Raw genomic sequence first — 25,912 nt, 5'->3', positions numbered from 1 at the left:
GCGCAAAGGAGCAGCCAGATGGCAGACCAGCAGGATCACCGCGACGACAGGCCCGACGCCGCAGCACCGGCGGCGGAATCCCCCTGAACCGCCCGCACCCCCGGCGGCCAAGAAGACACCGGCCAAGGCCGCGAAGAAAGCTGCGAAGAAGGCGCCGGCCAAGGCCGCGAAGAAGACTGCTGCCAAGAAGGCGCCCGCCAAGAAGGCTGCGGCGAAGAAAGCCCCCGCCAAGAAGGCGCCCGCGAAACTGGCCGACACCAACGGCGATCTCGCTTCGGCCGCCAAAGAGGCTGCAGCACAGGCAAAGTCGGCCGTCTCGACGGCAAGCAACCCCGTCAGCGGACCTGCCCCCGCACCACTGATCGGACCCGAACCGTCGCGGTTGCCGATTGCCGCCGCGATCGCCGCAGGGGTTCTGGCAATCCTGGTGGTGCTCCTCGCGCGCAGGCATTCAGCCGACTGAGGGGATTTGACCCTCACGCGACGTCAGGGTCGATAGTGGCGATATGGACGCCAAATCCGTCGGTGCGGTAGCCGCCCTCACGGGCGTATCCGTGCGCACGCTGCACCACTACGACCGCATCGGTCTGGCGGTGCCGAGCGTGCGCACCGCGGCGGGCTACCGTGGCTACACCGACGCCGACGTCGAACGACTGCACATGGTGTTGGTGTACCGGTCCGTCGGGATGCCGCTCGACGAGATCCGCGTCCTGCTCGACGATCCGGATGCGGATCTGGTCGAGCACCTGCGACGGCAGCACGCGCTGCTGCTGGAACAGGCCGACCGGCTACAGCACACGATCAAGGCAGTGGAGGAACTGATGGACGCACACCGCCAAGGCATTCAGCTGACTGCCGCAGAGCAGATCGAGATCTTCGGCACGACGGCGTTCGGCGACGAGTATGCCCGCGAGGCGGAGGAACGCTGGGGCGAGACAGCCGCGTGGAAGCAGTCGCAGCAACGGGTTTCGCAGTTCAGCAAGAACGACTGGATCGCGGTCAAGGCCGAAGTCGACGCGCTGCTCGATGCCCTGGCGCAGGCCAAACGCGCAGGCGTGCAACCGGGGTCGGCGCAAGCCAACGACCTTGCCGCCCGTCACCGCGCGTCGATCCAGCGGTATTACGACTGTGATGCCGAGATGCACCGCTGCCTGGCCGAGATGTATCTCGCCGACGAACGCTTCACCCGGTACTACGACGACGTCGAGCCCGGGTTGGCGCAGTTCGTCCATGACATCGTGGTCGCCATATACGCTTGACCTCCAGTGACCCGAGCTCATCGGGTTGGGGGGTGATGCGGTGCCGCTACCGTCGGGCACGGTGACCTTTCTGCTCACCGACCTCGAGGGGTCCACCCGGATGTGGGAACACGACCCGCAGGCGATGCGGGCCGCGATGGTGCGCCACGACGAGATCCTGGAGAAGACGATCGCAGCGCATCGCGGTCACGTCTTCTCCCGGATGGGTGACGGGATGGCGGCCGCGTTCTCGACGGCAAGCGACGCAGTGTCAGCGGCATTGGCAGTCAAACAGGCTCTGGCAGAGGAGGATTGGCGTACAGCGGAACCGCTGAGGGCGCGCATCGGGCTGCACACGGCAGAAGCGGTGATCGTCGATGACAGCGGCTATACCAGCCTTCCGATAAATCGCTGCGCCCGCCTGATGGCGGCGGCGCACGGTGGACAGATCCTTATCTCCGGCGCCACCGAGGCGCTCGTGCTCGCAGACCTTCCTGAGGGCCTGACACTGATCGACCTCGGTATGCACCGACTTCGCGATCTCGGCCGTCCGCTGCGGGTTTACCAACTCGCGTCCGCGCATCATCATGAGGAGTTTCCACCGCTTCGCACTCTGGATTCATTCCCGGGCAATTTGCCCGCCCAGATCAGTTCGTTCATCGGCCGGCAAGCGGAAACATCTCGAGTCATATCCGCGCTCAACGCATCGCGTCTGGTGACGATCACCGGAGTGGGTGGGGTCGGAAAAACACGGCTGGCCATTCAGGTTGCCGCCGAGCTACTTCCGCAATTTCCCGACGGTGCCTGGCTGGTCGAGTTGGCCACCGTACGCGACCCGGCAGCCGTGGTGGAAGCGGTCGCAGCGGCACTGCACATGACCAATCGCAGTACCCAAAGCCTCGAGGATTCCTTGATCGAAGCGTTGTCGCAGAAGCAGCTTCTGCTGGTGTTCGACAATTGTGAACACGTACTCTCGCCCGTCGCGCGGCTGGTCGGCCGAATCGAACGCTTCTGCACAGGCGTGGTGGTGCTGGCGACCAGCCGGGAGGGTATGGCCGTCGAAGGCGAACAGATGATCGCGCTGCCCCCGCTGGAATCCGGTGAACCGGGCGGCGATATCGAACGACTCGTCCACACCGATGCCGTCAAGTTGTTCGTCGAACGAGCCCGGCACGTCAAGGCCGATTTCAGGCTCAGCCCGACCAACGACCGCGCTGTGGTAGAGATCTGCCAACGCCTCGACGGTGTGCCGCTGGCCATCGAGTTGGCCGCCGCGCGAGTCATGGTTTTGAGCCCGCCGGAACTTCTTCGGCGCCTCGACCACCGATTCCAAGTACTGGCGGGCGGGCGGCGCGGAGCAGTCGAACGGCACGCCACCCTACGAGCGGCCATCGACTGGTCGTACGAACTGTTGAGCCCGTCCGAACAGCGCCTGCTTGCCCGCATGGCCGTGTTCACCGGCGGCTGCAGCTTGGAAGCCGTCGAAGAGGTCTGCGCCGGTGATCCGGTCAAGCGCGACGAAGTGATGGATGTGGTCACCAGTTTGGTGGCCCGTTCCCTCGTCGTTGCCGAGGACAGCTTCGCAGGCACGCGTTTCCGACTGCTGGAAACCATTCGCCAGTACAGCGAGGAGCGGCTGTCTGAATGGGGCGAGACCGCTCACCTTGTTGAGCGGCATGCGCAGTTCTATGCGGACCTCTCGGCCCGGGTCGCACAACACTTCTACGGGCCCGACCAACTGGTCTCCGCCAGACAAATGAAACTCGAACGCGACAACCTCCGGGCGGCACTGGCCAATGCCATCGACACGCGAAACACCGCCCTCGCTGTCCCGCTCGTGACGAATCTGCCCAACCGGACCAATACGGTCAGCCCCATCGGCGAGCTGATCCTCATCCCGGCGTCACGCGTACTCAAGATGCCTGGCGCCGCCGAACAACCCGGGTATCCGCGCGTCCTCGTGGCCGCAGCCTACGACGCCCACGCCGGAGGCGACTGGGACGACGTGGAAGACCTCTGCCGCCGGGCGTTGGAGGGCGGGCGAAACTGCCCCGCCGACAATCACGGGCCGAGAATCGAGGCCGACGTGTGCGCCGTGCAAGCCATGGCCCGGTTGTCTGCCGGCGCCTATGCCGATGCACTCGCGCTCTACATCCGGGCAGCGGAACTCGCCGGCGCCGACGGCTATCCCGGCCTGGCCGCCGTTTACCTGGCATACGGCGTCAGCAGCGCGGTGCTTTGGGGTGTCGGCCACGACGAAGCGGCGACACACGCCGAAAGGTCGGTGTCGTTGGCGCGGCGATCCGGGATGCCGGGGGCAATCATGATGGGGCTCAACGCATTAGCTCTCACTCTCGTCGACGACGACGCCGACCGTGCCAGAGAACTGCTGCGCGAAAGCATCGAGACCGGCGGCGCGCCTGGCGAAGAGGTGTCGACGGGGTTCGTCACCGCATGCCTGGTCGCCGGGCGACTTCGCGATTGGCGTCTGGCCCTCGCATTGAGCGGGCGGGCCATGACCCTGTGGCGCTGGAGTCCCGCCCTACTGCAAACCGCGCCATGCCTCGCGTTGTGCGCTCGTGCGCTCGTCGATGAACACCCCGAGGTTGCCGCGGTGCTGCAGGGCGCGGCATACGCGACGTTCCAGCGAATGGCCTCCGCGAAGGCGGGCAAGCAGCGACGAGAACAGCGGCAGACCGGACCGAACGCCCATTTCATTTTCTCGGCGCTGCGCGAAGCCGCCGACCTCGCCTCCGAGGCGATCGGTGGCGATCGGTTACGGCAGCTGCGCGCCGAGGGCGCGGGGATGACGATGAACGAGGCGGTGTCCTACGCCCTCGCCAACATCGACCAGAAACTGCTGACAGGGCCGATCGCTAGCATCGTGCGGTGACCATCGAACCACGCGCCACCGCTGACCTCGTCGACGAGATCGGCCCCGACGTGCGCAGCTGCGACCTCCAGTTCAACCAGTACGGCGGCCGCTCACAGTTCGCCGGGCCGATCACCACCGTGCGGTGCTTTCAGGACAACGCGCTGCTGAAGTCGGTGCTGTCCGAGCCGGGCAACGGCGGGGTGCTGGTCATCGACGGCGACGGGTCACTGCACAGCGCGCTCGTCGGTGACCTGATCGCCGGACTCGGCGTCGACAACGGCTGGGCCGGGGTGATCATCAACGGCGCCGTGCGTGATGCCGCCACCTTGCGCACGCTCGACATCGGCATCAAGGCGCTGGGCACCAATCCACGCAAGAGCGCCAAGGCCGGCGAAGGCCAACGCGACGTCAAGGTCGAGTTCGGCGGCGTGCTGTTCGCCCCAGGCGACATCGCCTACAGCGACGACGACGGCATCGTCGTGGTCACCCCGTAGCCGAGCGTCGAAGGCCTTAGGCCGAGACTGCCTCGACTGCGCGGTGTTTCGTGAACGCCAGCGCCTCGTCGTCGACCTTGCCGCGCCGGATCAGGCGCAGGTCCAGCAGATAGTTCTGCTTGAGCCGCCACGGCGCGACGTGACCCGCCTTCGGCAGGTAGTCGAGTGCACGCAACACATAGCCCGGGGTGAAGTCCATCAGCGGACGCTCGTCGACCGAGTTGCCCGGATGCTGCGGCTCGACGGTGTCGAAGCCGTTGGCGTCCATGTAGTTCAGCACGCGGCAGACGAACTCCGACACCAGGTCGGCCTTCAGCGTCCACGACGCGTTGGTGTAGCCGATGGTGAACGCCATGTTCGGCATGCCGGTCAGCATCATGCCCTTGTACGCCATGGTGTCGTTCAACTCGACCGGCACGCCGTTGCGTGAAATCGCGGCGCCGCCGAACAGCTGCAGATTCAAACCAGTTGCGGTGACGATGATGTCAGCCTGCAGCTCCTCGCCGGAGGCCAGCGTGATGCCGGTCTTGGTGAACCGCTCGATCTTGTCGGTGACGACGTCGGCCTTGCCGGACCGGATCGTCTTGAACAGATCCCCGTTGGGCGCCAGGCACAGTCGCTCATCCCACGGGTTGTAGCGCGGACCGAAGTGCTTGTCGACGTCGTAGCCTTCCGGCAGCCGCCTGGCCGCCATCGTCATCAACTGCTTGCGGAAGAACTTCGGGAACCGCCTGGCGATCCGGTACTGGGCCGACTGGAACAGAATGCTCTTCCACCGATTCACCACGTATGCGGCCTTCGCGGGCAGCGTCTTGTTCATCCGCACCGTGAACGGGTCGACGTCGGGCAGCGCACCGATGTACGTCGGCGACCGCTGCAGCATCGTGACGTGCCCCGCACCCGAATTGGCAAGCGCAGGAATCAGAGTCACCGCGGTCGCACCGCTGCCGATCACCACGATCTTCTTACCGGTGTAGTCCAACTCTTCCGGCCAGTGCTGCGGATGGATGATCGTGCCGGCGAAGTCCTCGGCACCGGCGAACTCCGGCGAATAGCCCTGGTCGTAGTTGTAATAGCCGCTGCAGGCGAACAGGAACGACGCCTTGATCTCGACTTGCTCGCCGTCGCGTTCGACGCGCAGGGTCCAGCGGTTCTCGGCGTCGGACCAGTTGGCGCCTGCGACCTTGTGGCCGTAGCGGATGTGCTTGTCGATGCCGTACTCGGCGACCGTCTCCTTGAGGTACGCCATGATCGACGGGCCGTCGGCGATCGCCTTCTCCGACGTCCACGGCTTGAAGCGGAAGCCCAGGGTGAACATGTCGGAGTCCGAGCGGATGCCCGGGTACTTGAACAGGTCCCAGGTGCCGCCGAGGTTCTCGCGACGCTCCAGGATCACGTAGCTCTTATCGGGGCAGCGGTCCTGCAGGTGCCAGGCGGCGCTGATGCCGGAGATACCGGCTCCGACGATGACGACGTCGACAAATTCGGTCATGATGTAAAGCTATCAACACCGTGTCGAGTCAGTCAACAGTGTGTTGAAAAATTCGACATGGCGTAGAGTGAAGTGTTGTGACGACCGCCAGCCAGCCCCGCACCGGGCGTGCCCGCCGGGCCACCCGGCCCTCCGGCGACGATCGTGAGCTGGCGATTCTGTCAACGCTGGAACGGCTGTTGGAGGATCGCGCCTTCTCCGACATCTCGGTCGATGACCTGGCGAAAGGCGCCGGGATCTCCCGTCCGACGTTCTACTTCTACTTCTCCTCCAAGGACGCCGTGCTGCTGACGGTGTTCGAGCGGGTGCTCGCCGAAGCCGACGCCGCATTCGGTGGCGACGTCACCGATTACAGCGTCGACCCCACGACGGCCTGGCGATCCGGCATCTTCGGCTTTTTCGAGCCGCTTCGCGCTCACCTACCCGTCGTGCTCGCGGGTGTCGCGGCGACGTCGACAAATGCCGAGATCCGGGAGATGTGGTCGCGGTTCATGCAGAACTGGGTGGACCGCACCGCCACCGTCATCACCGCGGAACGCGCCCGTGGCGCAGCACCGGAGACGGTGCCCGCGCAAGACCTCGCGGCGGCGTTGAACCTGATGAACGAGCGCACGATGTTCGCCTCGTATACGGGCCAGACACCGGCCATCGCCGAGGATGCGGCGCTCGACACCCTGGCACACATCTGGATCACCAGCATCTACGGCCGCACGCCCTGATCTGTCGGCAGCAGATGCGAACATACGTTCGTGCCCGGTTCGGCCACCATCCTGCACGCCGATCTCGACTCGTTCTACGCATCGGTCGAGCAACGGGACGACCCGGCGCTGCGCGGTAAACCAGTGATCGTCGGCGGCGGCGTGGTGCTCGCCGCCAGCTACGAGGCCAAGGCGTACGGGGTGCGCACCGCGATGGGTGGTCGTCACGCTCGCGCGCTGTGCCCGCACGCGATCGTGGTGCCGCCGCGGATGAAGGCCTATTCGGAGGCCAGCGACGCGGTGTTCGAGGTGTTCCGCGACACCTCGCCCGTGGTCGAACCGCTGTCGGTGGACGAGGCGTTCCTCGACGTGTCCGGGCTGTGGCGCGTGTCGGGCACACCGGTCGAGATCGGCGCCCGACTGCGCGCGCAGGTGCGCGACCAGGTCGGGTTGCCGATCACGGTCGGCATCGCGCGCACCAAGTTCCTGGCCAAAGTCGCCAGCCAAGAAGCCAAGCCCGACGGTCTGCTGCTGGTGCCGCCCGACCGTGAACTCGTGTTCCTGCATCCGCTTCCGGTGCGCCGCCTCTGGGGCGTCGGCGTCAAGACGGCGGAGAAGTTGCGGACGCACGGCATCGAGACCGTCGCCGATGTGGCCGAACTGAGCGAGTCGACGCTCGGGTCGATGGTCGGCGGTGCGATGGGCAGGCAGCTGTTCGCGTTGTCCCGCAACATCGATCGGCGTCGCGTCGTCACCGGTGTGCGGCGCAGGTCGGTCGGGGCTCAGCGGGCACTGGGCCGAGCGGGTAACACCATGACGCCAGCGGAGATCGACGCGGTCGTCGTCAATCTGATCGATCGGATCACCCGGAGAATGCGCAACGCGGGGCGTACCGGCCGAACTGTGGTGCTGCGGTTGCGGTTTGATGATTTCGGCCGCGCCACCCGATCGCACACGATGCCAAGGGCCACCGCGTCGACGGAGGTTGTCCTCGAGACGGCGCGCGGTCTGGTGGCAGCGGCGGCGCCGCTGATCGCCGAGCGCGGTCTGACGCTGGTCGGCTTCGCCGTCTCGAACATCGACCGGCAGGGCGCCCAGCAGTTGGAGTTGCCTTTCGAGGAAGTCGCCGACACCGTCGCTATCGATGAGGCGGTCGACAAGGTGCGGCAGCGTTACGGAAACGCTGCGTTGACGCGCGGCGTCCTGCTCGGGCGTGACCCCGGATTGGAGATGCCGCACCTACCCGATTGATCAGTCCGCTTTACCTGGCCGCTTCTTCGCAGGCGCAGACGCACTGCTGCCAGAGTCCTCTTGGCCGGGTAGCGGCAGTCCGACACGATCGGCGGCCTGCTGGACGACCTCACGAACGCGCCGCACGATTCGGCCCGCCGCCTTGGCGCCCGCGGTCGCGACCTCCGCCGCACGCAGCGCCAGTTGCTCGGGGTTCACATCGCCTCCTTCATCCCAAGTGATGCAAAGGCGGGTACCCCGTTCGCCGCGATTCACCACAGCCTAGGAACTCGCCCACTCCAGCAGCTTGTCGGCCGACCACGTGTTGACGATCCGTTCGACAGGGACATCGTTGTCCACCGCGCGCTGCGCACCGTAGCCGAGAAACTCCAACTGCCCCGGCGCATGCGAGTCGGTGTCGATAGAGAACAGGCAGCCGATGTCCAGCGCCAGCTTCAGCAGGCGCGTGGGTGGATCCCGCCGCTCCGGACGCGAATTGATCTCCACGGCCGTCCCGTGATCACGACACGCGGTGAAGACTTTCTCGGCGTCGAACTTCGATTCTGGCCGCATCCCGCGGCCGCCGGTGACGAGTCGACCGGTGCAGTGCCCGAGCACATCGGTATGAGGATTGGTGACCGCCTTTATCATTCGTCGTGTCATCGACGGCGCATCCATCGACAGCTTGGAATGCACGCTTGCCACCACCACGTCGAGCCGCTCGAGCAGCTCGGGTTCCTGATCCAGCGACCCGTCCTCCAGGATGTCCACCTCGATGCCGGTCAGAATCCGCATCGGGGCGACGGCCTCGCGTAATTCCTCGATGACGTCCAGTTGCTTGCGCAGCCGGTCCGGTGACAGGCCGTTGGCGACCCGCAGCCGCGGCGAGTGGTCCGTCAGCGCGCAGTACTCGTGGCCCAATTGTCTTGCGGCCAGCATCATCTCGTCGATCGGCGCCGATCCGTCCGACCAGTTGGAATGCACGTGTAGGTCACCCTTGAGCGCCGCACGGATGTCCCCGCCACCGAGATCTGCTGCCGTCGCTCGTAATTCGACGAGCGCGTCGGGTTCGCCGCCCGCCCAGGCCTGGGCGATGACCTTCGCGGTCTTCGGCCCGATGCCCGGCAACGACTGCCAGCTGTTGGCGGCGCCGTGCCGCTCCCGCTCGGCATCCGAGAGGCCCTCGACGATGTCGGCGGCCTTGCGGTAGGCCATCACACGGCGAGGGTCTTCGCGCGCCCGGTCCTTGTAGTACGCGATCTGGCGCAATGCGAGTACCGGGTCCATTTCACCAGTGTGCCGCTAGCGCCGCCTTGGGTCGCGTCCGCTCAGCGCAATGACCCGATCCAGGGCAGGCGCATCGTCGGCGATCGGCACGGCGGGCCCGAAGAGTCCCTCGGTTGGCCCTTCGGCGGCGATCGCCGTCACGTGCGGCAGCACCGCGGCCAACGTCGCCGGGTCGACGTCATAGTCCTGTCCGGTTGCCGCCGCGACGTCCCAGCCGTGGACGACCACCTCGGTCAGCGCGATCATGCCTCCCACCTCGCCGGGAAAGTCGACACCGCCGGCACGTGACATGCCCTCCCAGGCCGTCGGTTCCCGCCATGCCCGCGCCAGCTCCGCAAGTCGCTGGGGATAGGCGGTACGCCAGTCGTCGTCCAGCGGCGCGCCCTCGACGGGTGGCGTGTCCGTCAGCGGGCCGAAGTCCTTGCGCGCGGCCGCCGTGAAGGCGAGCGCGAGCCCGCCGATATGTCCCACGAGATTCTGGAGCGTGAGCTTCTCGCACGGCGTGTTGCCGGCCAGCTGCTGGTCAGTGATGTTGGTCAAGAGGTCGGCGGTGCGTTGGCACGCCGGAGTCAAGTCGATCATGTCGATACAGACCTGCGTCGCCGACAGAACTCATCGTCAGAGATCGTTACCTGCGTACGACAGATTGAAGCTCTTGTTCGTCAGCGGGAAGTCCGGGACGATCGTGTCCTCCATCGCGACGGGTAACGCCGGCCAGTTGAACCAGGACGGGTCGACGATCTTGGCACGCGTGATGCGGCCGTCACCGCCGATCTCCACTCGGTGCACGATGGTGCCGCGCCAGCCCTCGACGATGCCCACACCGCTGCTGCGCCCGCGGTTGGCAGGCAACGTGGTCTCGTATTCGATTGGGCCGGTGTGTGTTTCGATCAGATCGCAGAGCAGCTGCACCGACGTCGCGAACTCGTCGCGCCGCACGGTGTAGCGGGCCAGCACGTCACCGTCGTCGGCGCCCGACTCCGTGACGGGCAGTGCGACCGTCGGATGATCAACGCGGGCGTCGGTGCGGATGCCGCTGGCACGCGCAACATAGCCAAGACAGCCCATCGCCCGCGCATCGTCGGGCGTCAGGATCGACGTCCCCGCGAACCGATCGTGGACCACGCTGTTCGCCAGCGTCAACGCGGCGACCTCGGCCACATCGGCGCCGATCGACCGCAGCTCGGCGGGATCGGGAAGGCCCCGCAACGCCACCCGGCCGGGGCCGACCGCGCCGCGCAGCAGCCGATGGCCGGTCACTTCCGCGTTGAGCCGCAGCAGCCGCTCCCGGATGCGCAGGCAGTGCGAATTCGCCAGGGAGAATCCGACGTCGTTGGCGAGCGCGCCGAGATCGGCCGCGAGGTTGTACAGCCGCTCGAGCTCGACGAGCTGCGCCCGCAGCAGGTGGACCGCCTCGGGCACCGCAGCCCCGAGCGCATCCTCGACGGCCAGGCTGTGCGCGACCGCATGCCCGACCGCCGTGTCTCCACTCACGCGCTCCGCCAGCGCCGTCGCGTCGGTCGCGGTCCTGCCGTGGAACACCTTCTCGATTCCCCGGTGAACGAACCACAACCGGGCCTTGAGCCGAAGCACCGTCTCGCCGACGACGGAGAACCGGAAGTGGCCCGGCTCGATCAGACCTGCGTGCACCGGGCCGACCGGGATCTCGTATACCCCGGTCCCCTCCACGGTGACGAACGGGAACCGGCCGGTCGTCTCGAATTCCGGTGGGGGCCCTGCACCTTCACGCATGGGATACCAGTCGCCAGGCCAGTGCGCATGCCGGACCAGCCGCCGCGGCCGCGGATGACCGGCCGGCCGGATGCCGTACAGATCGGCCATCTCGCGTTCGAACCGGCTCGCCGGGAACGACATGTATGCCAGCGACGGCACCGCAGGATCGTCAACGGGCAAAACGTATTCGAGCTCGACCCGGCGATCCGGACGGCCGGCCAGGAACAGGTACACCACCCGCAGCCGGTCGCCGTCGTCGTGGCCGGCGGCCAGTGCCAGCCGAAAACCCTCCGCCAACAGGTCTTCCGCCCTGTCCGGCAAGGCATCTCGCGATATCCGGTGCAGCACGGAATCTGCGGTCATCGCGACACTCCGATCTGGCCCGCAGCGGCGGTGAACAACTCGGTCAGCGGACCGGCCGTGATCCCGAGCGCCAGCGAAGCGGTGATGCCGACCACCAAAGCCGCCGCGACCGTCGCGGGCACCGCGATCGCAGGCGCCTCCGCCGGCGCACCGCCCAACAACATGCGCCCCGAATTGCACACCAGCGCAGCGAAGGCGACCGCGATCAACAGCATCGCCGCGGCCAGCACCCAGGCCAGCTGCGCGTCGGCCAGCGACCGCGCGATGGCCAGTTCGCTGGCGAACATCGCGAACGGAGGCAGCCCGAGCAGGACGACCAGCCCGACCGCGAACGATCCGCCGACCAGCCGGGACCGACGTACGACGCCGGTGATGTCGGCGATCGCGGTGGAGTCGTGTGCGGCCTGCAGCTGACCGCCTGCCAGGAACAACACGGTCTTTCCGACACCGTGGGCGAGCACGTGCAGCAGCAGCGCCGCGATCGCCAACCGGGTGCCCGCGGCGGCCGCGATCGCGATCAGGCCCATGTTCTCCATCGACGAGTAGGCGAGCATCCGCTTGACGTCACCCGTCACCGTCAACATCAGCGCGGCGACGAGCAGCGTCGCCAGCCCGAGCACAACCAGGCCTGCGCGCAGGAACGCGGGGCCGGTGGCGGCGTCGATGATCGGTTTGATGCGCAGCAGCACCGAGAACGCCACCGACAGCAGCACCCCGCTCATCAGCGCGGAGACCGGCGCGGGCGCCTGGCTGTGCGCGTCGGCCAACCAGGTGTGGAACGGGAACAGACCAACCTTGGCCCCATAGCCGATCAGCAGCAGGCCACCGGCGAGTCGGGCCACCCCCGGGTCGAGGCCCGCGGCGTGCGCGACGAGCACGTCGAGGTTCAGCGCCTGCGCATCCGGCGCACCCGCGTGCAGGGCCGCGAAGTACAGCAGCACGGTGCCAAGGAACGCCACCGCGATGCCGACCGAACAGATGATCACGTACTTCCACGTCGCCTCGAGCGCGGTCCTGGTCCGGCGGTGGCCGACCAGGAACGCGGTGACGACGGTCGTCGCCTCGATCGCCACCCAGATCACTCCGATGTTGTTGGCGCACACCGCAAGAACCATCGCGGCGACGAACGCCGGAACCAGCACGCCGTACAGCCGGGCGCCGTCGGCGTCGGTGTGCCCGTGTTCGAGTTCGGAGTCGATATACCCGATACCGGCCCAGGTCGCCAGGGTGGCCACCACTCCGATGACGATCAACATGGTCACCGTGAGTGCGTCAGCGCGCAGCAATCCACCCAGCGCGACAGTGCCTGCGCCGACGCGCGGGCCGAGGGCAGCGCCGCACGCCAATACCGCGACGGCGGACAGCACCGTCATCGCCGCGGTCCAGCGGCGCCATCCCACAACGAGATTCACGATCGCCGCGATGACCGGTGCGACGATAGGCGTGACGAGTAGTGCTGTCATCAGTCGCGCAGCTCCTGCAACTGGTCCAGATCGGCACCGCCGAAGGCGCGTCGCAGACGGCCGGTCAGCACGCCGATCACGATCACGGCGAACAGCACGTCCAGCGACGCGCCCAGTTCCACGATCAACGGCACGCCCGCGGTGAGTAGGAAGGCGGACGCGGCAATTCCGTTGTCCAGCATCAGAAAACCCGCAGCCTGAGACACCGCGTGGCGTCGTGTGATCATCACGAACAGCGCGATGAGGATCACCGCGAACGCTGCGGGGACCGCGTTGACGACGGGTGAGGGCTCCAGGTTCACGATCGGTCGTGTGATCGCGAACGCGACGACGGTCAAGGCCGCGGTGATCAACAGCGAGGCAGCCGTGTTCACGAACGGCGTGGCCTCACGCTGCGCCCGCGGTTCGGCGGCCAGCGCCCTGGCCAACAACCACGGCAACACCGCCGCGCGAAGCACCAGCACCGCGAACCCGACCGCGACCAGGGCACCGTCGCCGTCGTGCAGACCGCGCACGATCGGGATCGCGGACAGGGCCAGGCCTTGCCACCCCAGTAGCCGCACGATGGACTTCAGGTCGCGCCGCCACACGATCAGGACCGCCGCCAGGGTCAGACCACCGGCCGCGAAGTCGATCAGGATGGCGAAGTCGGCATCGGTCATCACGGTCCCCCTACCCCGGTGAAGAAGTTGGCGGCGGTGACCGCCAGGAGTGCGAGCAGGAACGAGCCCGCCAGCAGTTCGGGCACCCGGAACAACCGCAGTTTCGCCATGAACACCTCGGCGCTGGCGAGCAGCACGGCCAGCACCGCGACCTTGACGGCGACAGCGACGACGCCGATGACCACGGTGGCGGCGGTGGGTTGCACGCCTGCGATCCCCCACGGCAGGAACAGGTTTGCCAGCAGCGCCAGCAGCACGGCCAGCCGCATTGCCGACGCCCATTCCACGAGGGCGAGTCGCGGGCCCGCGTATTCGAGCACCATCGCCTCGTGCACCATCGTCAGCTCGAGGTGGGTGGCCGGGTTGTCGACGGGCAGCCGGCCGGTTTCGGCGATGATCACGACGACCAGCGCGGCGAACGCGAGCACACCGGACAGCGATGCGACCTGCCCTGGGTGCTCGATCGTATTGGCCACGAGCGCACCGAGATTCGACGATCCGGCCGGGATCGACAAGGCGAACACCGCCAGCAGGATCGTCGGCTCGACGAGAGCCGCGATGGTGATCTCGCGGCTGGCCCCCATGCCGCCGAACGAGGTGCCGGTGTCGATCCCCGCGAGCGTCAGCGCGACGGTGCCGAGAAACAGCAGACCGACGACGGCGAACAGATCGGCGCTCGAGTCCAGCGGTGAGCCGGTGGCGACCAGCGGTGCGATCGCGGCGATCAGCAGCGTGCTGCCTGCCAGCACCACAGGCGCGCCGGTGAAGACGATGGTGGTGCCGTGTGGTGTGATCCGTTGTTTACCAAGCTGTTTGACGAGATCACGCCAGGGCTGTAGCAGGCCGCCGCCCGCGCGGCCCTCCCACCGCGCCCGAACCTGTCGCATCAGGCCCACCACCAGGGGCGCGCCGATCATCACCGTCCCGATCTGGGCCGCGCCCGCGACGTACGACATCAGGTTCACTTCGCGACCACCAGGATGATCAGGATGCCGAGTGCACCGTAGGCGAGGTAGAGATGGACGCTGCCGGTGTGCGCGCGGCGTGCCAGGCCGGCAGCGACCGCCACCGCCCGGACGACCGGACGGTACAGCCAGTCCTCGATCGCATCGCCGATCCGGTTGCGGTACTTCACCCGCTCGACCATGTATTGCGACTCCGCGTACGGCGTCACCTCGATGTCGGTGTCCGGGCGCAGCACATCGTCGAACACGCGCTGCAGCGGTTCGGCGAACGATGTCGCGGTGTACTGCATGCGCGGCGTCAAGTCGTCGGCACCGCACGCCCACAGCGGCAGCACCTCGGCGGCAGGCCGGCGGCGCGATCGCCAACCACTCAACACGATCGCCGCGAGGATGGCGGCCAGCAGCGCCGCGGCGATGACGCCTGGCGCGATCGACCCGGAGACGCCGGGCAGCCGTATCACCACCCCGAAATCGGTGAACGGAACGGCGCGCGCCGCGGGCAGCACGTCGAGCACGCCACGCATGGCGGGGGCGACCAGCGCCGGTACGACCGCGATCAGCACGCAGACAACCGCGGCGAGTGTCATACCCGCAACCATGGACCGCGGGGATTCAACTGCACCCGAGGCGGATTCGGATCTGGAGCGGGCGAGGAATCCGACGCCGAACGCCTTGACCATCGCCGCAACGCCAAGTCCGGTCGTGAGCGCCACCGCGCCGACGGCCAACGGCGCGGTCAGCGCCACCACGGTGTCGTGTACGGATGCGGCATGGACCAGCGACTGGACGAGCAGCCACTCGCTGACGAACCCGGCGCCCAGCGGTAATCCCGACGCGCCCAGCGCTGCGACCCCGAAGAGCACCGTGGTCGACGGCATTCGGCGAGCCAATCCGCCGAGCCGGTCCAGGTCGCGTAAACCGGTGGCGGCGAGCACGGACCCGGCAGCCAGGAAACCGAGGCACTTGAACGCGGCATGCCCGACGAGATGCAGGATCGCAGCCGCCATCGCGATGGTGGCGGGCGCGGCGGCCCCCGCGTCGGCGAACAGCGTCGCCGCGCCGAGCGCGAGCGCGACCAGCCCCATGTTCTCCGTCGTCGAATAGGCAAGCAGCCGCTTGAGATCCGTTGCCACCGAGGCCTGCAGCACCCCGTACAGCGCGGAGGCCGCGCCAACGGCCAGCAGCAGTAGACCCCACCAGCGCGGACCGGGGCCGAGGACCTGCAGGTCCACCCGAATGATCCCGTACACGCCAAGGTTGACCATGGCCGCACTCATCAGCGCCGACACCGGGCTCGGCGCTTCGGGGTGCGCACGCGGCAGCCAGGCGTGCAACGGCACCAGTCCCGCCTTCGAGCCGAACCCCGCGACCGTCAACAGGAAGACGGCGGTGCGCGCACCATCCGGCACCGGGCCCAGGTCTGCGAACGCATCCGCTCCGCCCGCAGCCGACAACACCATCAGGCCGATCAGGACGGCGACGAACCCCAGCTGTGTCATCACGGCGTAAACCATTGCCGCAGAACGGACTTCGGCACGGTCGTGCTCAGCCAGCACGAGCACCAGCGACGCGATCGCCATCAGCTCCCACGCCAACAGGAACGTCGTCACCGATGCGGCGGCCGGCACCAACAGCATGGCGGCGACGAACAGCGGCAGTGTCGCGGCGGGCACGCGGCGCAGATGGTGGGCGTACCCGATCACATACACGCCGACGGGTACCGCGACAGCACCGGTCAAGGCGATGAAGAACCCGCCAAGCGGATCAACGGCAAGTTGGACGCCGGAGAGCGGCAGCAGCCATCCGATGTGGATGGGCCGAATGCCGCCGACGATTCCGGCCAGTCCCACCCACACCCCGATGGCGCCGAGACATGCCGTCAGGATTCCGCAGGCGGCACCGAAACGATGGTGGTGCACGACGTTTGGGACAGCCGCGACTGTTCGCGGCAGCGTGGCTGTCACTTGCCCGTCACCGATCGCAGCGCTGCGACGATCTGCGCCGGCGTAGGCGGACAGCCGGGGATCTCGACGTCGACGGGCACCACCTCACCGACGGCGCCGACCACACCGTAGGCGTCGCTGAACACCCCTCGATTCAGCGCACAGTCGCCGCAGGCGATGACCACCCGGGGTTGCGGGGTGGCCGCCACGGTGTTGCGCAGCGGGTCGGCCATGTTGCGGGTCACGACCCCGGTCACCAGCAGTGCGTCGGCATGGCGAGGTGACGCGACGAGTCGCGCCCCGTACTGCTCGGCGTCGTAGACCGGACCGAACGCACCACCGATCTCGACTTCACACCCATTGCAGGAGCCCGCGTCGACGTGCCGTATTTGCAGCGAACCACGCACTCCCGCAGGTGGTTTCACGGCGGATGCAGGCGCGTCACCCGCGCGCTCGACAACCCGCCCCACGCGTAGAACCTTGCGGAACCAACCCATCGGCGCTACTCCGCAGTACCGGCGCGCAGGTCTTCGAGAACGGCGACCCGATCGCTGAGCATCCTGCTCAGTACCTTGCGCGCCACGGCGAGCAGTTCTGCGATGTCCGGCGAGGCGATCGAATAGATCACCGTGTTGCCGTCCTTGCGCGCGTCGACCACGCCCGCGCGCCGCAGCACCCCCAACTGCTGGGACAGGTTGGACGACTCGATGCCGATCTCGGGCAGCAGTTCACCCACCGATCGGTCCCGCTCGGACAGCAACTCGAGAATCCTGATCCGCGCTGGATGACCGAGCGTTTTGAAGAACTCGCCCTTGAGCTTGTACAGCGGCTCCGAATCCACTTCGCTCCTGAAGACTTCTGATGTCCTGTATTCGATCAATTGAAGAATTTATCAGATAGATATCGACATTCGCTCACAGCTTCGAATCAGGGAACCGCGACTAGGCTCGATTCAGTGAGATTCGCCTTCAAGACATCCCCGCAGAACACCACGTGGTCGGACATGCTCGCCGTCTGGCAGGCCGCGGACGACATCGACGTCTACGAGTCGGGTTGGACCTTCGACCACTTCTATCCGATCTTCTCGGACTCCTCCGGACCGTGCCTGGAGGGTTGGACCACGTTGACGGCACTGGCGCAGGCCACCAAGCGCCTCCGCGTCGGCGTCCTGGTGACCGGCATCCACTACCGGCATCCCGCGGTGCTGGCCAACATGGCCGCAGCACTCGACATCGTCTCGAACGGCCGGCTCGAACTCGGCATCGGCGCGGGCTGGAACGAAGAGGAATCCGGCGCGTACGGCATCGAACTCGGCACCATCAAGGAGCGCTTCGACCGCTTCGAGGAAGCGTGCGAGGTGCTCACCAGCCTGTTGAGCAAGGACACCACGACGTTCAACGGCAAGTACTACCAACTCAAGGACGCCCGCAACGAACCGAAGGGCCCGCAGCAGCCGCATCCCCCGATCTGCATCGGCGGCAGCGGTGAGAAACGCACGCTGCGTATCACCGCGAAATACGCCCAGCACTGGAATTTCGTCGGTGGGTCACCCGAGGAGTTCGCGCGCAAGCGTGACGTGCTCGCGGCGCACTGCGCGGACATCGGCCGCGATCCCAAAGAGATCATGATGTCTTCGCACATCCGGCTGAGCGAGAACCACCTCGAGCACAACAGCCCGACCGACTTCGGCTACGCCATTGAGGAAGCCGCCGCGCTCGGAAAAGAGGGCTTGGATCTGGCGATCATCTACCTGCCGACGCCGCACACCCCCACGGTGCTCGAGCCGCTCGCCGAGGCGATCAGGGACTCGGGGCTGCTCACCAGCAAAGACAATGGACGATAACGAAAATATAACGGTTAGGCAAACGTGAGATCAGCTGCCGGCTGGTGGACGTAACCAGCCGGATCCGGAGTTGCTAGACGCCGTAACGAAGTAGCTCGGCGGGGGTGATCAGCCGCTCCGCCTTGGCGGGGAATTCGCGGCTTTTAACTGGATGTCGGAGCCATGACCACGCGATACGTGTCACTCGAGACCGAGATAGCGGATTGAGGTACACGGTACTCACTCCTGCGATATAGCAATAGCTGACCTAGGGTTTACGTTACCGCAAAACCCTCATCAAGTCATTAGATACCCACTTTCTGGCAAACTGCACAAGGCGCGCCGATTAAAAATCTGATGTTTTTGAAGTGACTGATGTGACTAATGAGGTCACGCGCGAAGAGCTGTCAGTCTTGCTGCTGCGGCCTGACGAACACGTCGTCGAGGGTGACCGTGCGCAACTGACGGGACCGGATCACATCGACCAGTTGGTCGTAGACGTGCGTCACTGGTAGATGGTTGAGGTGCCCGATCACGATCGCCTGCGGGTTGAAGTACTTGTCGGCCATCTTGACGATCTCGGTCTCCGCGATGATGTTCTGGTCCTCCAACGAACCGGACCACATCGTGGGCACGGTGTAGCCGAGTTCGGCGGCGATGCCGTCGACCACCGGATTATGGCTGCCGTACGGCGGCCGGAAATAGGGCCGCGCGTCCACCCCGTATTCGCGGGTCAGAAACTGGTGATTACGCCGAAGTTGGTCTATCACTTGATCTTTCGGCAGCGTCGCCAGGTCCGGATGCGCCCAGGTGTGGTTGCCGAGTTGGATCTGGCCGGACTCGACGAGCGGCCGCAGCAGGTCCTTGTTCTCGGTCCACGACGCGTATCGCCCGTTGACGAAGTACGTCAACCGCACGCCGGTGTCCTTTGCGAAGTGGGTATATGCCCGCACCACATCGGAGTTGACGCCGTCGTCCAACGTCAACGCCAGCAGGTCGCCGTCGCCGGGAAGGCTGCTCAACTCGCCGCCGCCTGGCAGAGGGAACCGGTTGACGACCGCCGGCGCCGGTGCCGATGCCGCCTGCGCGACGCGCGGTTGTCCGTTCACGGTGCACCGCGCCAGACCGACACCGGCGAGGGTCGCCACCGACAGGCCCGCAAGAAAGTGGCGCCGAGTTAACTCGGTGCCACCATAAGTGAGCGCTGCGCGGCGGGTCATCGGGACTACTGTCTCCCGACCGCACGCGAAAAGCCTTGATTGCGCTGCGTGTCGCGGCTGTTTGCGGGGTTATCCCCGGAGTCAGCGCTGCGGCACCGCGGTGGGCTTGATCGGCGCAGGAAGCGCCGTCTCGCCCATCAGATAACGGTCCACCCCGGCGGCGGCCGCACGGCCTTCGGCGATTGCCCACACGATCAGCGACTGACCGCGGCCCATGTCGCCTGCCACGAACACACCTGGCACCGACGTCGCGAAGTCGGCATCGCGCGCGACGTTGCCACGCGCGTTGATTTCCACGCCGAGATCGGTGAGCAGGCCTTCGCGCTGCGGGCCGACGAAGCCCATCGCGAGCAGCACCAGATCGGCTTCCATCTCGAAGTCGGTGCCTTCGACCTTGACGAACTTGCCGTCCTTCATCTCGACCTCGTGGCCGCGCAATCCGGTGACGTGCCCGTCGCTACCGACGAATTCCTCGGTGTTGACCGAGTAGACGCGCTCGCCGCCTTCCTCGTGGGCCGACGACACCCGGAACATCAACGGGTACACCGGCCAGGGAGTCGACGCTGCGCGCTCCTCCGGCGGGCGGGGCATGATCTCGAACTGGTGCACGCTGGCGGCGCCGTGCCGGTGCACGGTGCCAAGGCAGTCCGCGCCGGTATCGCCGCCACCGATGATGATGACCTTCTTGTCCTTGGCGTGGATCGGCGGCAGGCCGTTGTCGTCGACCACCGGATCGCCCTGCTGCACCCGGTTGGCCCACGGCAGGAACTCCATCGCCTGGTGGATGCCGTCCAGTTGGCGGCCGGGGATCGGCAGGTCACGCCATGCCGTCGCGCCGCCCGCGAGCACCACGGCGTCGAACTCGGAGCGCAACTGCGCCGCGGTGATGTCGATGCCGACGTTCACGCCGGCACGGAACCGGGTGCCTTCGGCCTCCATCTGCTCCAGGCGCCGGTCGATGTGGCGCTTCTCCATCTTGAATTCGGGGATGCCGTAGCGCAGTAGACCGCCGATGCGGTCGTCGCGCTCGAACACCGTGACGGTGTGGCCCGCGCGGGTCAACTGCTGCGCGGCGGCCAACCCGGCGGGGCCCGAGCCGACGACGGCGACGGTCTTCCCGGTCGTCTTGGTCGGCGCCAGCGGCACCACCCAGCCCTGGTCGAAGGCGTTGTCGATGATCTCGACCTCGACCTGCTTGATGGTCACCGGGTCCTGGTTGATGCCGAGCACGCAGGAACCCTCACACGGCGCCGGGCACAGCCTGCCGGTGAACTCCGGGAAGTTGTTGGTGGCGTGCAGGCGCTCGATCGCGTCGCGCCAGCGGTCGTTGCGCACCAGGTCGTTCCACTCGGGAATCAGGTTGCCGAGCGGACAACCGTTGTGGCAGAACGGGATACCGCAGTCCATGCATCGGCTGGCCTGCTCGCGCAGTACGTCGTGGGAGAAGTCCTCGTAGACCTCTTTCCAGTCCAGCAGTCGCAGCGGGACCGGCCGCCGTTGCGGGGTCTCGCGTTTGGTGTACTTGAGGAAGCCCTTCGGATCAGGCATTGGCCGCCGCCATGATCGCCTCATCGACGTTTTCGCCGGTTTGTTCGGCCTTGGCCATCGCCTGCAACACCCGCTTGAAGTCGCGCGGCATCACCTTGGTGAAGTTCTTCAGTTCATTCTCCCAATCGGACAGGACACGTTGTCCCACCGCCGAATCCGTCGCATCGACGTGTGCCTGGATCATGCCCTGCAGCCATGCTCCATCGTCGGCGTCCATCTCGTCCAGGTCCACCATCTCGGCGTTGAGGTTCTGCTCGAACGTGCCGTCCGGGTTGTACACGTAGGCCACACCGCCGGACATGCCCGCCGCGAAGTTGCGCCCGGTCGGCCCGAGGATGACGACCTTGCCGCCGGTCATGTACTCGCAGCCGTGGTCGCCGACGCCTTCGACGACGGCGTGCGCGCCGGAGTTGCGGACCGCGAAGCGCTCGCCCACCACACCGCGCAGGAACACCTGCCCGCTGGTGGCGCCGAACAGGATCACGTTGCCCGCGATGATGTTCTCCTCGGCGACGTAGTCCGCAGGCGCATCGTCGGACGGCCGCACCACGATGCGCCCGCCGGACAGCCCCTTGCCGACATAGTCGTTCGCGTCGCCGTAGACCCGCAGCGTGATGCCCTTCGGCACGAACGCACCGAAGCTGTTGCCCGCCGACCCGTCGAACGTGATGTCGATGGTGCCGTCGGGAAGCCCCTGCCCGCCATAGGCTTTCGTCAACTCATGGCCCAGCATCGTGCCCACCGTGCGGTTGGTGTTCGCGATGGTGGTGGAGAACTTGACCGGGGTGCCGGAGTCCAACGCCTCGCGGCTCATCACGATCAACTGCTGATCCAGCGCCTTGTCCAGACCGTGGTCCTGACGCGAGCTGCAGTACAGGTCCTGGTTCATGAACGCCGACTCAGGCTCGTGCAGCACCGGGGTGAGGTTCAGCTTGTAGGCCTTCCAGTGCTCGGCGGCCTGCGTGGTATCCAGGGCGCCGACCTGCCCGACCATCTCGTTGACGGTGCGGAAGCCCAACTGCGCCATCATCTCCCGGACCTCTTCGGCGATGAACATGAAGAAGTTCTCGACGAATTCCGGCTTGCCGGCGAACCGCTGGCGCAACACCGGGTTCTGGGTGGCGACGCCCACCGGGCAGGTGTCGAGGTGGCAGACCCGCATCATGATGCAGCCCGACACCACCAGCGGCGCCGTGGCGAAGCCGAACTCCTCGGCGCCCAGCAGCGCGGCGATCACCACGTCGCGGCCCGTCTTGAGCTGGCCGTCGACCTGCACCACGATCCGGTCGCGCAACCCGTTGAGCAGCAACGTCTGCTGGGTCTCGGCCAGGCCGAGCTCCCACGGCGCACCCGCGTGCTTCTGCGACGTCAGCGGCGTCGCGCCGGTGCCGCCGTCGTGACCGGAGATCAGCACCACATCGGCGTGCGCCTTCGATACGCCCGCGGCGACGGTGCCGACCCCGTTCTCACTCACCAGCTTCACGTGCACCCGGGCCTGCGGGTTGGCGTTCTTCAGGTCGTGGATCAGCTGCGCCAGATCCTCGATCGAGTAGATGTCGTGGTGCGGCGGCGGCGAGATCAGCCCGACGCCAGGCGTCGAGTGCCGCACCTCGGCCACCCACGGATACACCTTGTTACCCGGAAGCTGGCCGCCCTCACCGGGTTTCGCGCCCTGGGCCATCTTGATCTGGATGTCGGTGCAGTTGGTCAGGTAGTGGCTGGTGACGCCGAACCGCGCCGACGCGACCTGCTTGATCGCGCTACGCCGCCAGTCGCCGTTCTCGTCCTGCTCGAAGCGCCGGACGTCCTCGCCGCCCTCACCCGAGTTCGACCGGCCGCCAAGGCGATTCATCGCGATGGCCAGTGTCTCGTGCGCCTCCGCGGAGATCGAGCCGTAGCTCATCGCGCCGGTGGAGAAGCGTTTGACGATCTCGCTGGCCGGTTCCACCTCGTCGATGGAAATGGACGGGCGCCCTGTGTCTTTGGAGTCCTTGAACTTCAGCAGACCGCGCAGCGACGCCATCCGCTCGCTCTGGTCGTCGACCAGCTTGGTGTACTCCTTGAACACCTCGTACTGGCCGGTGCGCGTCGAGTGCTGCAGCTTGAACACCGTGTCCGGGTTGAACAGGTGGTACTCGCCCTCGCGGCGCCACTGGTACTCGCCGCCGACCTCGAGTTCGCGGTGCGCCCACTCGTCGGGCCGGTCCAGGTAGGCCAGCGCGTGGCGGGCTGCGACGTCGCCTGCGATGTCGTCGAGGTCGATGCCGCCGACCGGACAGGTCAGACCGGTGAAGTACTCGTCGAGCAGCGGTTGGCTGATGCCGATCGCCTGGAACAACTGGGCGCCGGTGTAGGACGCCAGCGTCGAGATGCCCATCTTGGACATCACCTTCAACACGCCCTTGCCCGCGGCCTTGACGTAGTTCGCCTTGGCCTGGTCGCTGGTGATGCCGGTGATCACGCCGCGGTCCACCATGTCCTCGATGGACTCGAACGCCATGTACGGGTTGATCGCCGCGGCGCCGAAGCCGACCAGGCAGGCCATGTGGTGCACCTCGCGGGCGTCCCCGGTCTCCACCACGAGACCGACCTTGGTGCGGGTGCGGTCGCGGACCAGGTGGTGGTGCACGGCCGAGACGCTCAGCAGCGACGGGATCGGCGCCATCGACTCGTCGGATTCGCGGTCGGACAGCACGATGATGCGCGCCCCGTCGCGGATGGCGGCCGACACCTTGGCGCGGATGTTGTCCAGCGCCTCCTTCAGGCCTTGGCCGCCCCGGTTAACCGGGTACAGGCAGCGGATCACCGCGGCCCGCATGCCGTGCTTGTGCCCGCGGATCTCGTGATCGGGATCGACGCACATCAGCTTCGACAGCTCGGCGTTGCGCAGGATCGGCTGCGGCAGCACGATCTGGCGGCAGGATTCGGCGTCGGGGTTGAGCAGGTCGCCCTCCGGCCCGACGGTGCCCTGCAGGCTGGTCACCACCTCTTCGCGGATGGCGTCCAACGGCGGGTTGGGCACCTGGGCGAACAGCTGCTGGAAGTAGTCGTAGAGCATTCGGGGCCGCTGCGATAGCACCGCGATCGGGGTGTCGGTGCCCATCGACCCGATCGGCTCGGCCCCGGTGCGCGCCATCGGCGCCACCAGCAGGTTGAGCTCCTCGTAGGTGTAGCCGAAGATTTGCTGCCGCAACACGACTCGGTGATGGGGCATCCGGACGTAGTCGCCGGGCGGCAGGTCCTCCAGGCGGAACAGCCCGGCGTCGAGCCACTCCTGATACGGCTGCTCGGCGGCCAACTCGGCCTTGATCTCCTCGTCGTCGACGATGCGGCCCGCCGACGTGTCGACCAGGAACATGCGGCCCGGTTGCAGGCGCATCTTCTTGACCACCGTGGACGGGTCGAGGTTGAGCACACCGGCCTCGGACGCCATCACCACGAGGCCGTCCGCCGTCACCCAGATGCGGGACGGGCGCAAGCCGTTGCGGTCGAGCACCGCGCCGATCACGGTGCCGTCGGTGAACGTCATCGACGCCGGGCCGTCCCACGGCTCCATCAGCGACGCGTGGTATTCGTAGAACGCACGTCGCGCCGGGTCCATCGACTCGTTGCGCTCCCACGCTTCCGGGATCATCATCAGCACCGCGTGCGGCAGGCTGCGGCCGCCGAGGTGCAGCAGTTCCAGTACCTCGTCGAAGCGCGCGGTGTCCGATGCGCCCGGGGTGCAGATCGGGGTCACCTTCTCCAGGTCCCGGCCGCCGAACAGGTCGGTGTTGATCAGCGCCTCACGCGCGCGCATCCAGTTCTCGTTGCCGGTGACGGTGTTGATCTCGCCGTTGTGCGCGATGCGCCGGAACGGGTGGGCCAGCGGCCACGACGGGAACGTGTTGGTCGAGAACCGTGAGTGGACGATGCCCAGCGCACTGGTCAGCCGATCGTCCTGCAGGTCAAGGTAGAACGCCTTGAGCTGCGGTGTGGTCAGCATGCCCTTGTAGACGAAGGTCTGACCGGAAAGGCTTGGGAAATAGACGGTTTCGCGTCCGGGGCCGTCCTGGCCTGGCCCCTTGGTGCCGAGTTCGTGTTCGGCGCGCTTGCGTACGACGTAGGCGCGGCGCTCCAGGTCCATACCTGAGGCGCCCGCGAGGAACAGTTGGCGGAACGTCGGCATCGCGTCGCGGGCCAGCGCGCCCAGCGAGGACTCGTCGGTCGGCACGTCGCGCCAGCCGAGCACCTCGAGGCCTTCGGCCTCGGCGATCTTCTCCACGGCCTCGCAGGCCGCGGCGGCGTCCTTGGACGACTGCGGCAGGAACGCGATGCCGGTGGCGTAGCTGCCGTACTCGGGCAGGTCGAAGTCGACGACGGCGCGCAGGAACTCGTCGGGAACCTGCAGCAGGATGCCCGCTCCGTCGCCGGTGTGCGGTTCAGCGCCCTGGGCACCGCGGTGCTCCAGGTTGACCAAGGCCGTGATGGCCTTGTCGACGATGTCGCGACTGCGTCGACCGTGCATATCGGCCACCATCGCCACGCCACACGCGTCATGCTCGAACGCGGGGTTGTACAGCCCTTGCTTGCTGGGCGCCATTCCCACCTGTCCTTTTCTCACACGTCTAACGAAGCTGCTGCGATGCAGCCGTCGACGACGGCTCTAGCCGGCTTTGCGATGGAGGTGCCCCCGTGCAGCATCGAACGACGGCCCAATCCCACTCGCCATAAGTGGTGAAACGATATGACAAACCCCGCCTGACATGCCAACTTAGTTGTGCCTAACTATAGTGAGCGCGCATGGCCGCGGGCCAACCGATTTCGGCGCAGATAACGAACGAATAACATTGCCGCTGTTGGACTTTCAGCGGGTGTCCGGCACTGCCGGTGCGGTGA

Annotated in this window: 20 protein-coding genes and 1 pseudogene; 7 read left to right on the top strand and 14 right to left on the bottom strand. The window is 66.8% G+C overall.

Going from position 1 to position 25,912, the window contains the following annotated elements; translation table 11 throughout:
* Window positions 1–18 precede the first annotated feature (18 nt).
* From C1A30_RS36220 to rraA, 4 genes and pseudogenes are all read left to right on the top strand, one after another.
* Window positions 19–463: pseudogene (locus tag C1A30_RS36220) on the top strand (hypothetical protein).
* Between the two features lie 43 nt (window positions 464–506).
* The gene (locus C1A30_RS26975) at window positions 507–1,259 is read left to right on the top strand and encodes a MerR family transcriptional regulator (protein ID WP_101951352.1); all 753 of its coding nucleotides are present in this window, start codon (window positions 507–509) and stop codon (window positions 1,257–1,259) included.
* 40 nt (window positions 1,260–1,299) lie between these two features.
* On the top strand, window positions 1,300–4,131 hold the full coding sequence (locus C1A30_RS26970) for an NB-ARC domain-containing protein (RefSeq protein ID WP_101951351.1): 2,832 nt from the start codon (window positions 1,300–1,302) through the stop codon (window positions 4,129–4,131).
* A complete protein-coding gene (gene rraA, locus C1A30_RS26965) occupies window positions 4,128–4,607 on the top strand; it encodes a ribonuclease E activity regulator RraA (RefSeq protein ID WP_101951350.1) in 480 nt (159 codons plus the stop codon). The genes C1A30_RS26970 and rraA overlap by 4 nt, the downstream gene beginning before the upstream one ends.
* 16 nt (window positions 4,608–4,623) lie before the next feature.
* Here the strand turns inward: rraA and C1A30_RS26960 are convergent, their stop codons facing one another.
* Entirely contained in the window at window positions 4,624–6,099 is a 1,476-nt protein-coding gene (locus tag C1A30_RS26960) for an NAD(P)/FAD-dependent oxidoreductase (protein WP_101951349.1), read from the bottom strand.
* Window positions 6,100–6,176: 77 nt separating this feature from the next.
* Here C1A30_RS26960 and C1A30_RS26955 point away from each other — a divergent pair, with 77 nt between their 5' ends.
* Together C1A30_RS26955 and dinB are read left to right on the top strand one after the other, a co-directional pair.
* On the top strand, window positions 6,177–6,818 hold the full coding sequence (locus tag C1A30_RS26955; RefSeq protein WP_101951348.1) for a TetR/AcrR family transcriptional regulator: 642 nt from the start codon (window positions 6,177–6,179) through the stop codon (window positions 6,816–6,818).
* Window positions 6,819–6,848: 30 nt separating this feature from the next.
* The gene (gene dinB, locus C1A30_RS26950; protein ID WP_101951347.1) at window positions 6,849–8,048 is read left to right on the top strand and encodes a DNA polymerase IV; all 1,200 of its coding nucleotides are present in this window, start codon (window positions 6,849–6,851) and stop codon (window positions 8,046–8,048) included.
* On the opposite strand, the gene C1A30_RS26945 is transcribed toward dinB, so the two are convergent.
* The 10 genes from C1A30_RS26945 to C1A30_RS26900 form a co-directional block, all read right to left on the bottom strand.
* Window positions 8,049–8,246, bottom strand: coding sequence for a hypothetical protein (locus C1A30_RS26945; protein ID WP_101951346.1), 198 nt, complete (start codon window positions 8,244–8,246; stop codon window positions 8,049–8,051). It lies immediately after the preceding gene.
* A 63-nt stretch (window positions 8,247–8,309) separates the two neighbouring features.
* The gene (locus tag C1A30_RS26940; protein WP_101951345.1) at window positions 8,310–9,314 is read right to left on the bottom strand and encodes a PHP domain-containing protein; all 1,005 of its coding nucleotides are present in this window, start codon (window positions 9,312–9,314) and stop codon (window positions 8,310–8,312) included.
* A 15-nt stretch (window positions 9,315–9,329) separates the two neighbouring features.
* Complete coding sequence (locus C1A30_RS26935; protein ID WP_101951344.1) at window positions 9,330–9,896, bottom strand: TIGR03086 family metal-binding protein; 567 nt, start codon at window positions 9,894–9,896, stop codon at window positions 9,330–9,332.
* A gap of 36 nt (window positions 9,897–9,932) precedes the next feature.
* Window positions 9,933–11,411, bottom strand: a complete 1,479-nt coding sequence (locus C1A30_RS26930; RefSeq protein WP_101951343.1) for an NADH-quinone oxidoreductase subunit C — start codon at window positions 11,409–11,411, stop codon at window positions 9,933–9,935.
* Window positions 11,408–12,874, bottom strand: coding sequence for a proton-conducting transporter membrane subunit (locus tag C1A30_RS26925; protein ID WP_101951342.1), 1,467 nt, complete (start codon window positions 12,872–12,874; stop codon window positions 11,408–11,410). Before C1A30_RS26925 ends, C1A30_RS26930 begins: the two co-directional genes overlap by 4 nt.
* Window positions 12,874–13,536: a hypothetical protein gene (locus C1A30_RS26920; protein WP_101951341.1), complete on the bottom strand. Its 663-nt coding sequence runs from the start codon at window positions 13,534–13,536 to the stop codon at window positions 12,874–12,876. Before C1A30_RS26920 ends, C1A30_RS26925 begins: the two co-directional genes overlap by 1 nt.
* Window positions 13,536–14,492 (bottom strand): respiratory chain complex I subunit 1 family protein, encoded by a 957-nt coding sequence (locus C1A30_RS26915; RefSeq protein ID WP_101952908.1) that lies wholly within the window; start codon window positions 14,490–14,492, stop codon window positions 13,536–13,538. Before C1A30_RS26915 ends, C1A30_RS26920 begins: the two co-directional genes overlap by 1 nt.
* Before the next feature lie 5 nt (window positions 14,493–14,497).
* The gene (locus tag C1A30_RS26910; protein ID WP_369974210.1) at window positions 14,498–16,387 is read right to left on the bottom strand and encodes a proton-conducting transporter membrane subunit; all 1,890 of its coding nucleotides are present in this window, start codon (window positions 16,385–16,387) and stop codon (window positions 14,498–14,500) included.
* A 74-nt stretch (window positions 16,388–16,461) separates the two neighbouring features.
* Window positions 16,462–16,941: an NADH-quinone oxidoreductase subunit B family protein gene (locus C1A30_RS26905; protein WP_101951340.1), complete on the bottom strand. Its 480-nt coding sequence runs from the start codon at window positions 16,939–16,941 to the stop codon at window positions 16,462–16,464.
* A 5-nt stretch (window positions 16,942–16,946) separates the two neighbouring features.
* Window positions 16,947–17,285, bottom strand: coding sequence for a lsr2/espR transcriptional regulator (locus tag C1A30_RS26900; protein WP_101951339.1), 339 nt, complete (start codon window positions 17,283–17,285; stop codon window positions 16,947–16,949).
* A gap of 114 nt (window positions 17,286–17,399) precedes the next feature.
* On the opposite strand from C1A30_RS26900, the gene C1A30_RS26895 reads away from it, so the two are divergent.
* On the top strand, window positions 17,400–18,287 hold the full coding sequence (locus C1A30_RS26895; protein WP_101951338.1) for an LLM class F420-dependent oxidoreductase: 888 nt from the start codon (window positions 17,400–17,402) through the stop codon (window positions 18,285–18,287).
* Window positions 18,288–18,673: 386 nt separating this feature from the next.
* On the opposite strand, the gene C1A30_RS26885 is transcribed toward C1A30_RS26895, so the two are convergent.
* The 3 genes from C1A30_RS26885 to gltB all read right to left on the bottom strand — a co-directional run bounded on the left by C1A30_RS26885 (window position 18,674) and on the right by gltB (window position 25,616).
* The gene (locus C1A30_RS26885) at window positions 18,674–19,486 is read right to left on the bottom strand and encodes a polysaccharide deacetylase family protein (RefSeq protein WP_101951337.1); all 813 of its coding nucleotides are present in this window, start codon (window positions 19,484–19,486) and stop codon (window positions 18,674–18,676) included.
* 81 nt (window positions 19,487–19,567) lie between these two features.
* Window positions 19,568–21,034 carry a glutamate synthase subunit beta gene (locus C1A30_RS26880; RefSeq protein WP_101951336.1) on the bottom strand — a complete coding sequence of 489 codons (1,467 nt, stop codon included), beginning with the start codon at window positions 21,032–21,034 and terminating at the stop codon, window positions 19,568–19,570.
* Window positions 21,027–25,616 (bottom strand): glutamate synthase large subunit, encoded by a 4,590-nt coding sequence (gltB, locus tag C1A30_RS26875; RefSeq protein WP_101951335.1) that lies wholly within the window; start codon window positions 25,614–25,616, stop codon window positions 21,027–21,029. The genes C1A30_RS26880 and gltB overlap by 8 nt, the downstream gene beginning before the upstream one ends.
* Between the last annotated feature and the right edge of the window lie 296 nt (window positions 25,617–25,912).

Source organism: Mycobacterium sp. 3519A, assembly GCF_900240945.1.
GTDB lineage: Bacteria > Actinomycetota > Actinomycetes > Mycobacteriales > Mycobacteriaceae > Mycobacterium.
The sequence above is the reverse complement of the archived record's forward strand: the minus strand, read 5'-3'. Positions and strand labels throughout refer to the sequence as shown.

Coding starts and splice junctions, on each gene's coding strand:
- C1A30_RS26975 (WP_101951352.1), top strand. CDS start 507: ATGGACGCCAAATCCGTCGGTGCGGTAGCCGCCCTCACGGGCGTATCC.
- C1A30_RS26960 (WP_101951349.1), bottom strand. CDS start 6,099: ATGACCGAATTTGTCGACGTCGTCATCGTCGGAGCCGGTATCTCCGGC.
- C1A30_RS26940 (WP_101951345.1), bottom strand. CDS start 9,314: ATGGACCCGGTACTCGCATTGCGCCAGATCGCGTACTACAAGGACCGG.
- C1A30_RS26935 (WP_101951344.1), bottom strand. CDS start 9,896: ATGATCGACTTGACTCCGGCGTGCCAACGCACCGCCGACCTCTTGACC.
- C1A30_RS26930 (WP_101951343.1), bottom strand. CDS start 11,411: ATGACCGCAGATTCCGTGCTGCACCGGATATCGCGAGATGCCTTGCCG.
- C1A30_RS26925 (WP_101951342.1), bottom strand. CDS start 12,874: ATGACAGCACTACTCGTCACGCCTATCGTCGCACCGGTCATCGCGGCG.
- C1A30_RS26920 (WP_101951341.1), bottom strand. CDS start 13,536: ATGACCGATGCCGACTTCGCCATCCTGATCGACTTCGCGGCCGGTGGT.
- C1A30_RS26915 (WP_101952908.1), bottom strand. CDS start 14,492: ATGTCGTACGTCGCGGGCGCGGCCCAGATCGGGACGGTGATGATCGGC.
- C1A30_RS26905 (WP_101951340.1), bottom strand. CDS start 16,941: ATGGGTTGGTTCCGCAAGGTTCTACGCGTGGGGCGGGTTGTCGAGCGC.
- C1A30_RS26885 (WP_101951337.1), bottom strand. CDS start 19,486: ATGACCCGCCGCGCAGCGCTCACTTATGGTGGCACCGAGTTAACTCGG.
- C1A30_RS26880 (WP_101951336.1), bottom strand. CDS start 21,034: ATGCCTGATCCGAAGGGCTTCCTCAAGTACACCAAACGCGAGACCCCG.
- gltB (WP_101951335.1), bottom strand. CDS start 25,616: ATGGCGCCCAGCAAGCAAGGGCTGTACAACCCCGCGTTCGAGCATGAC.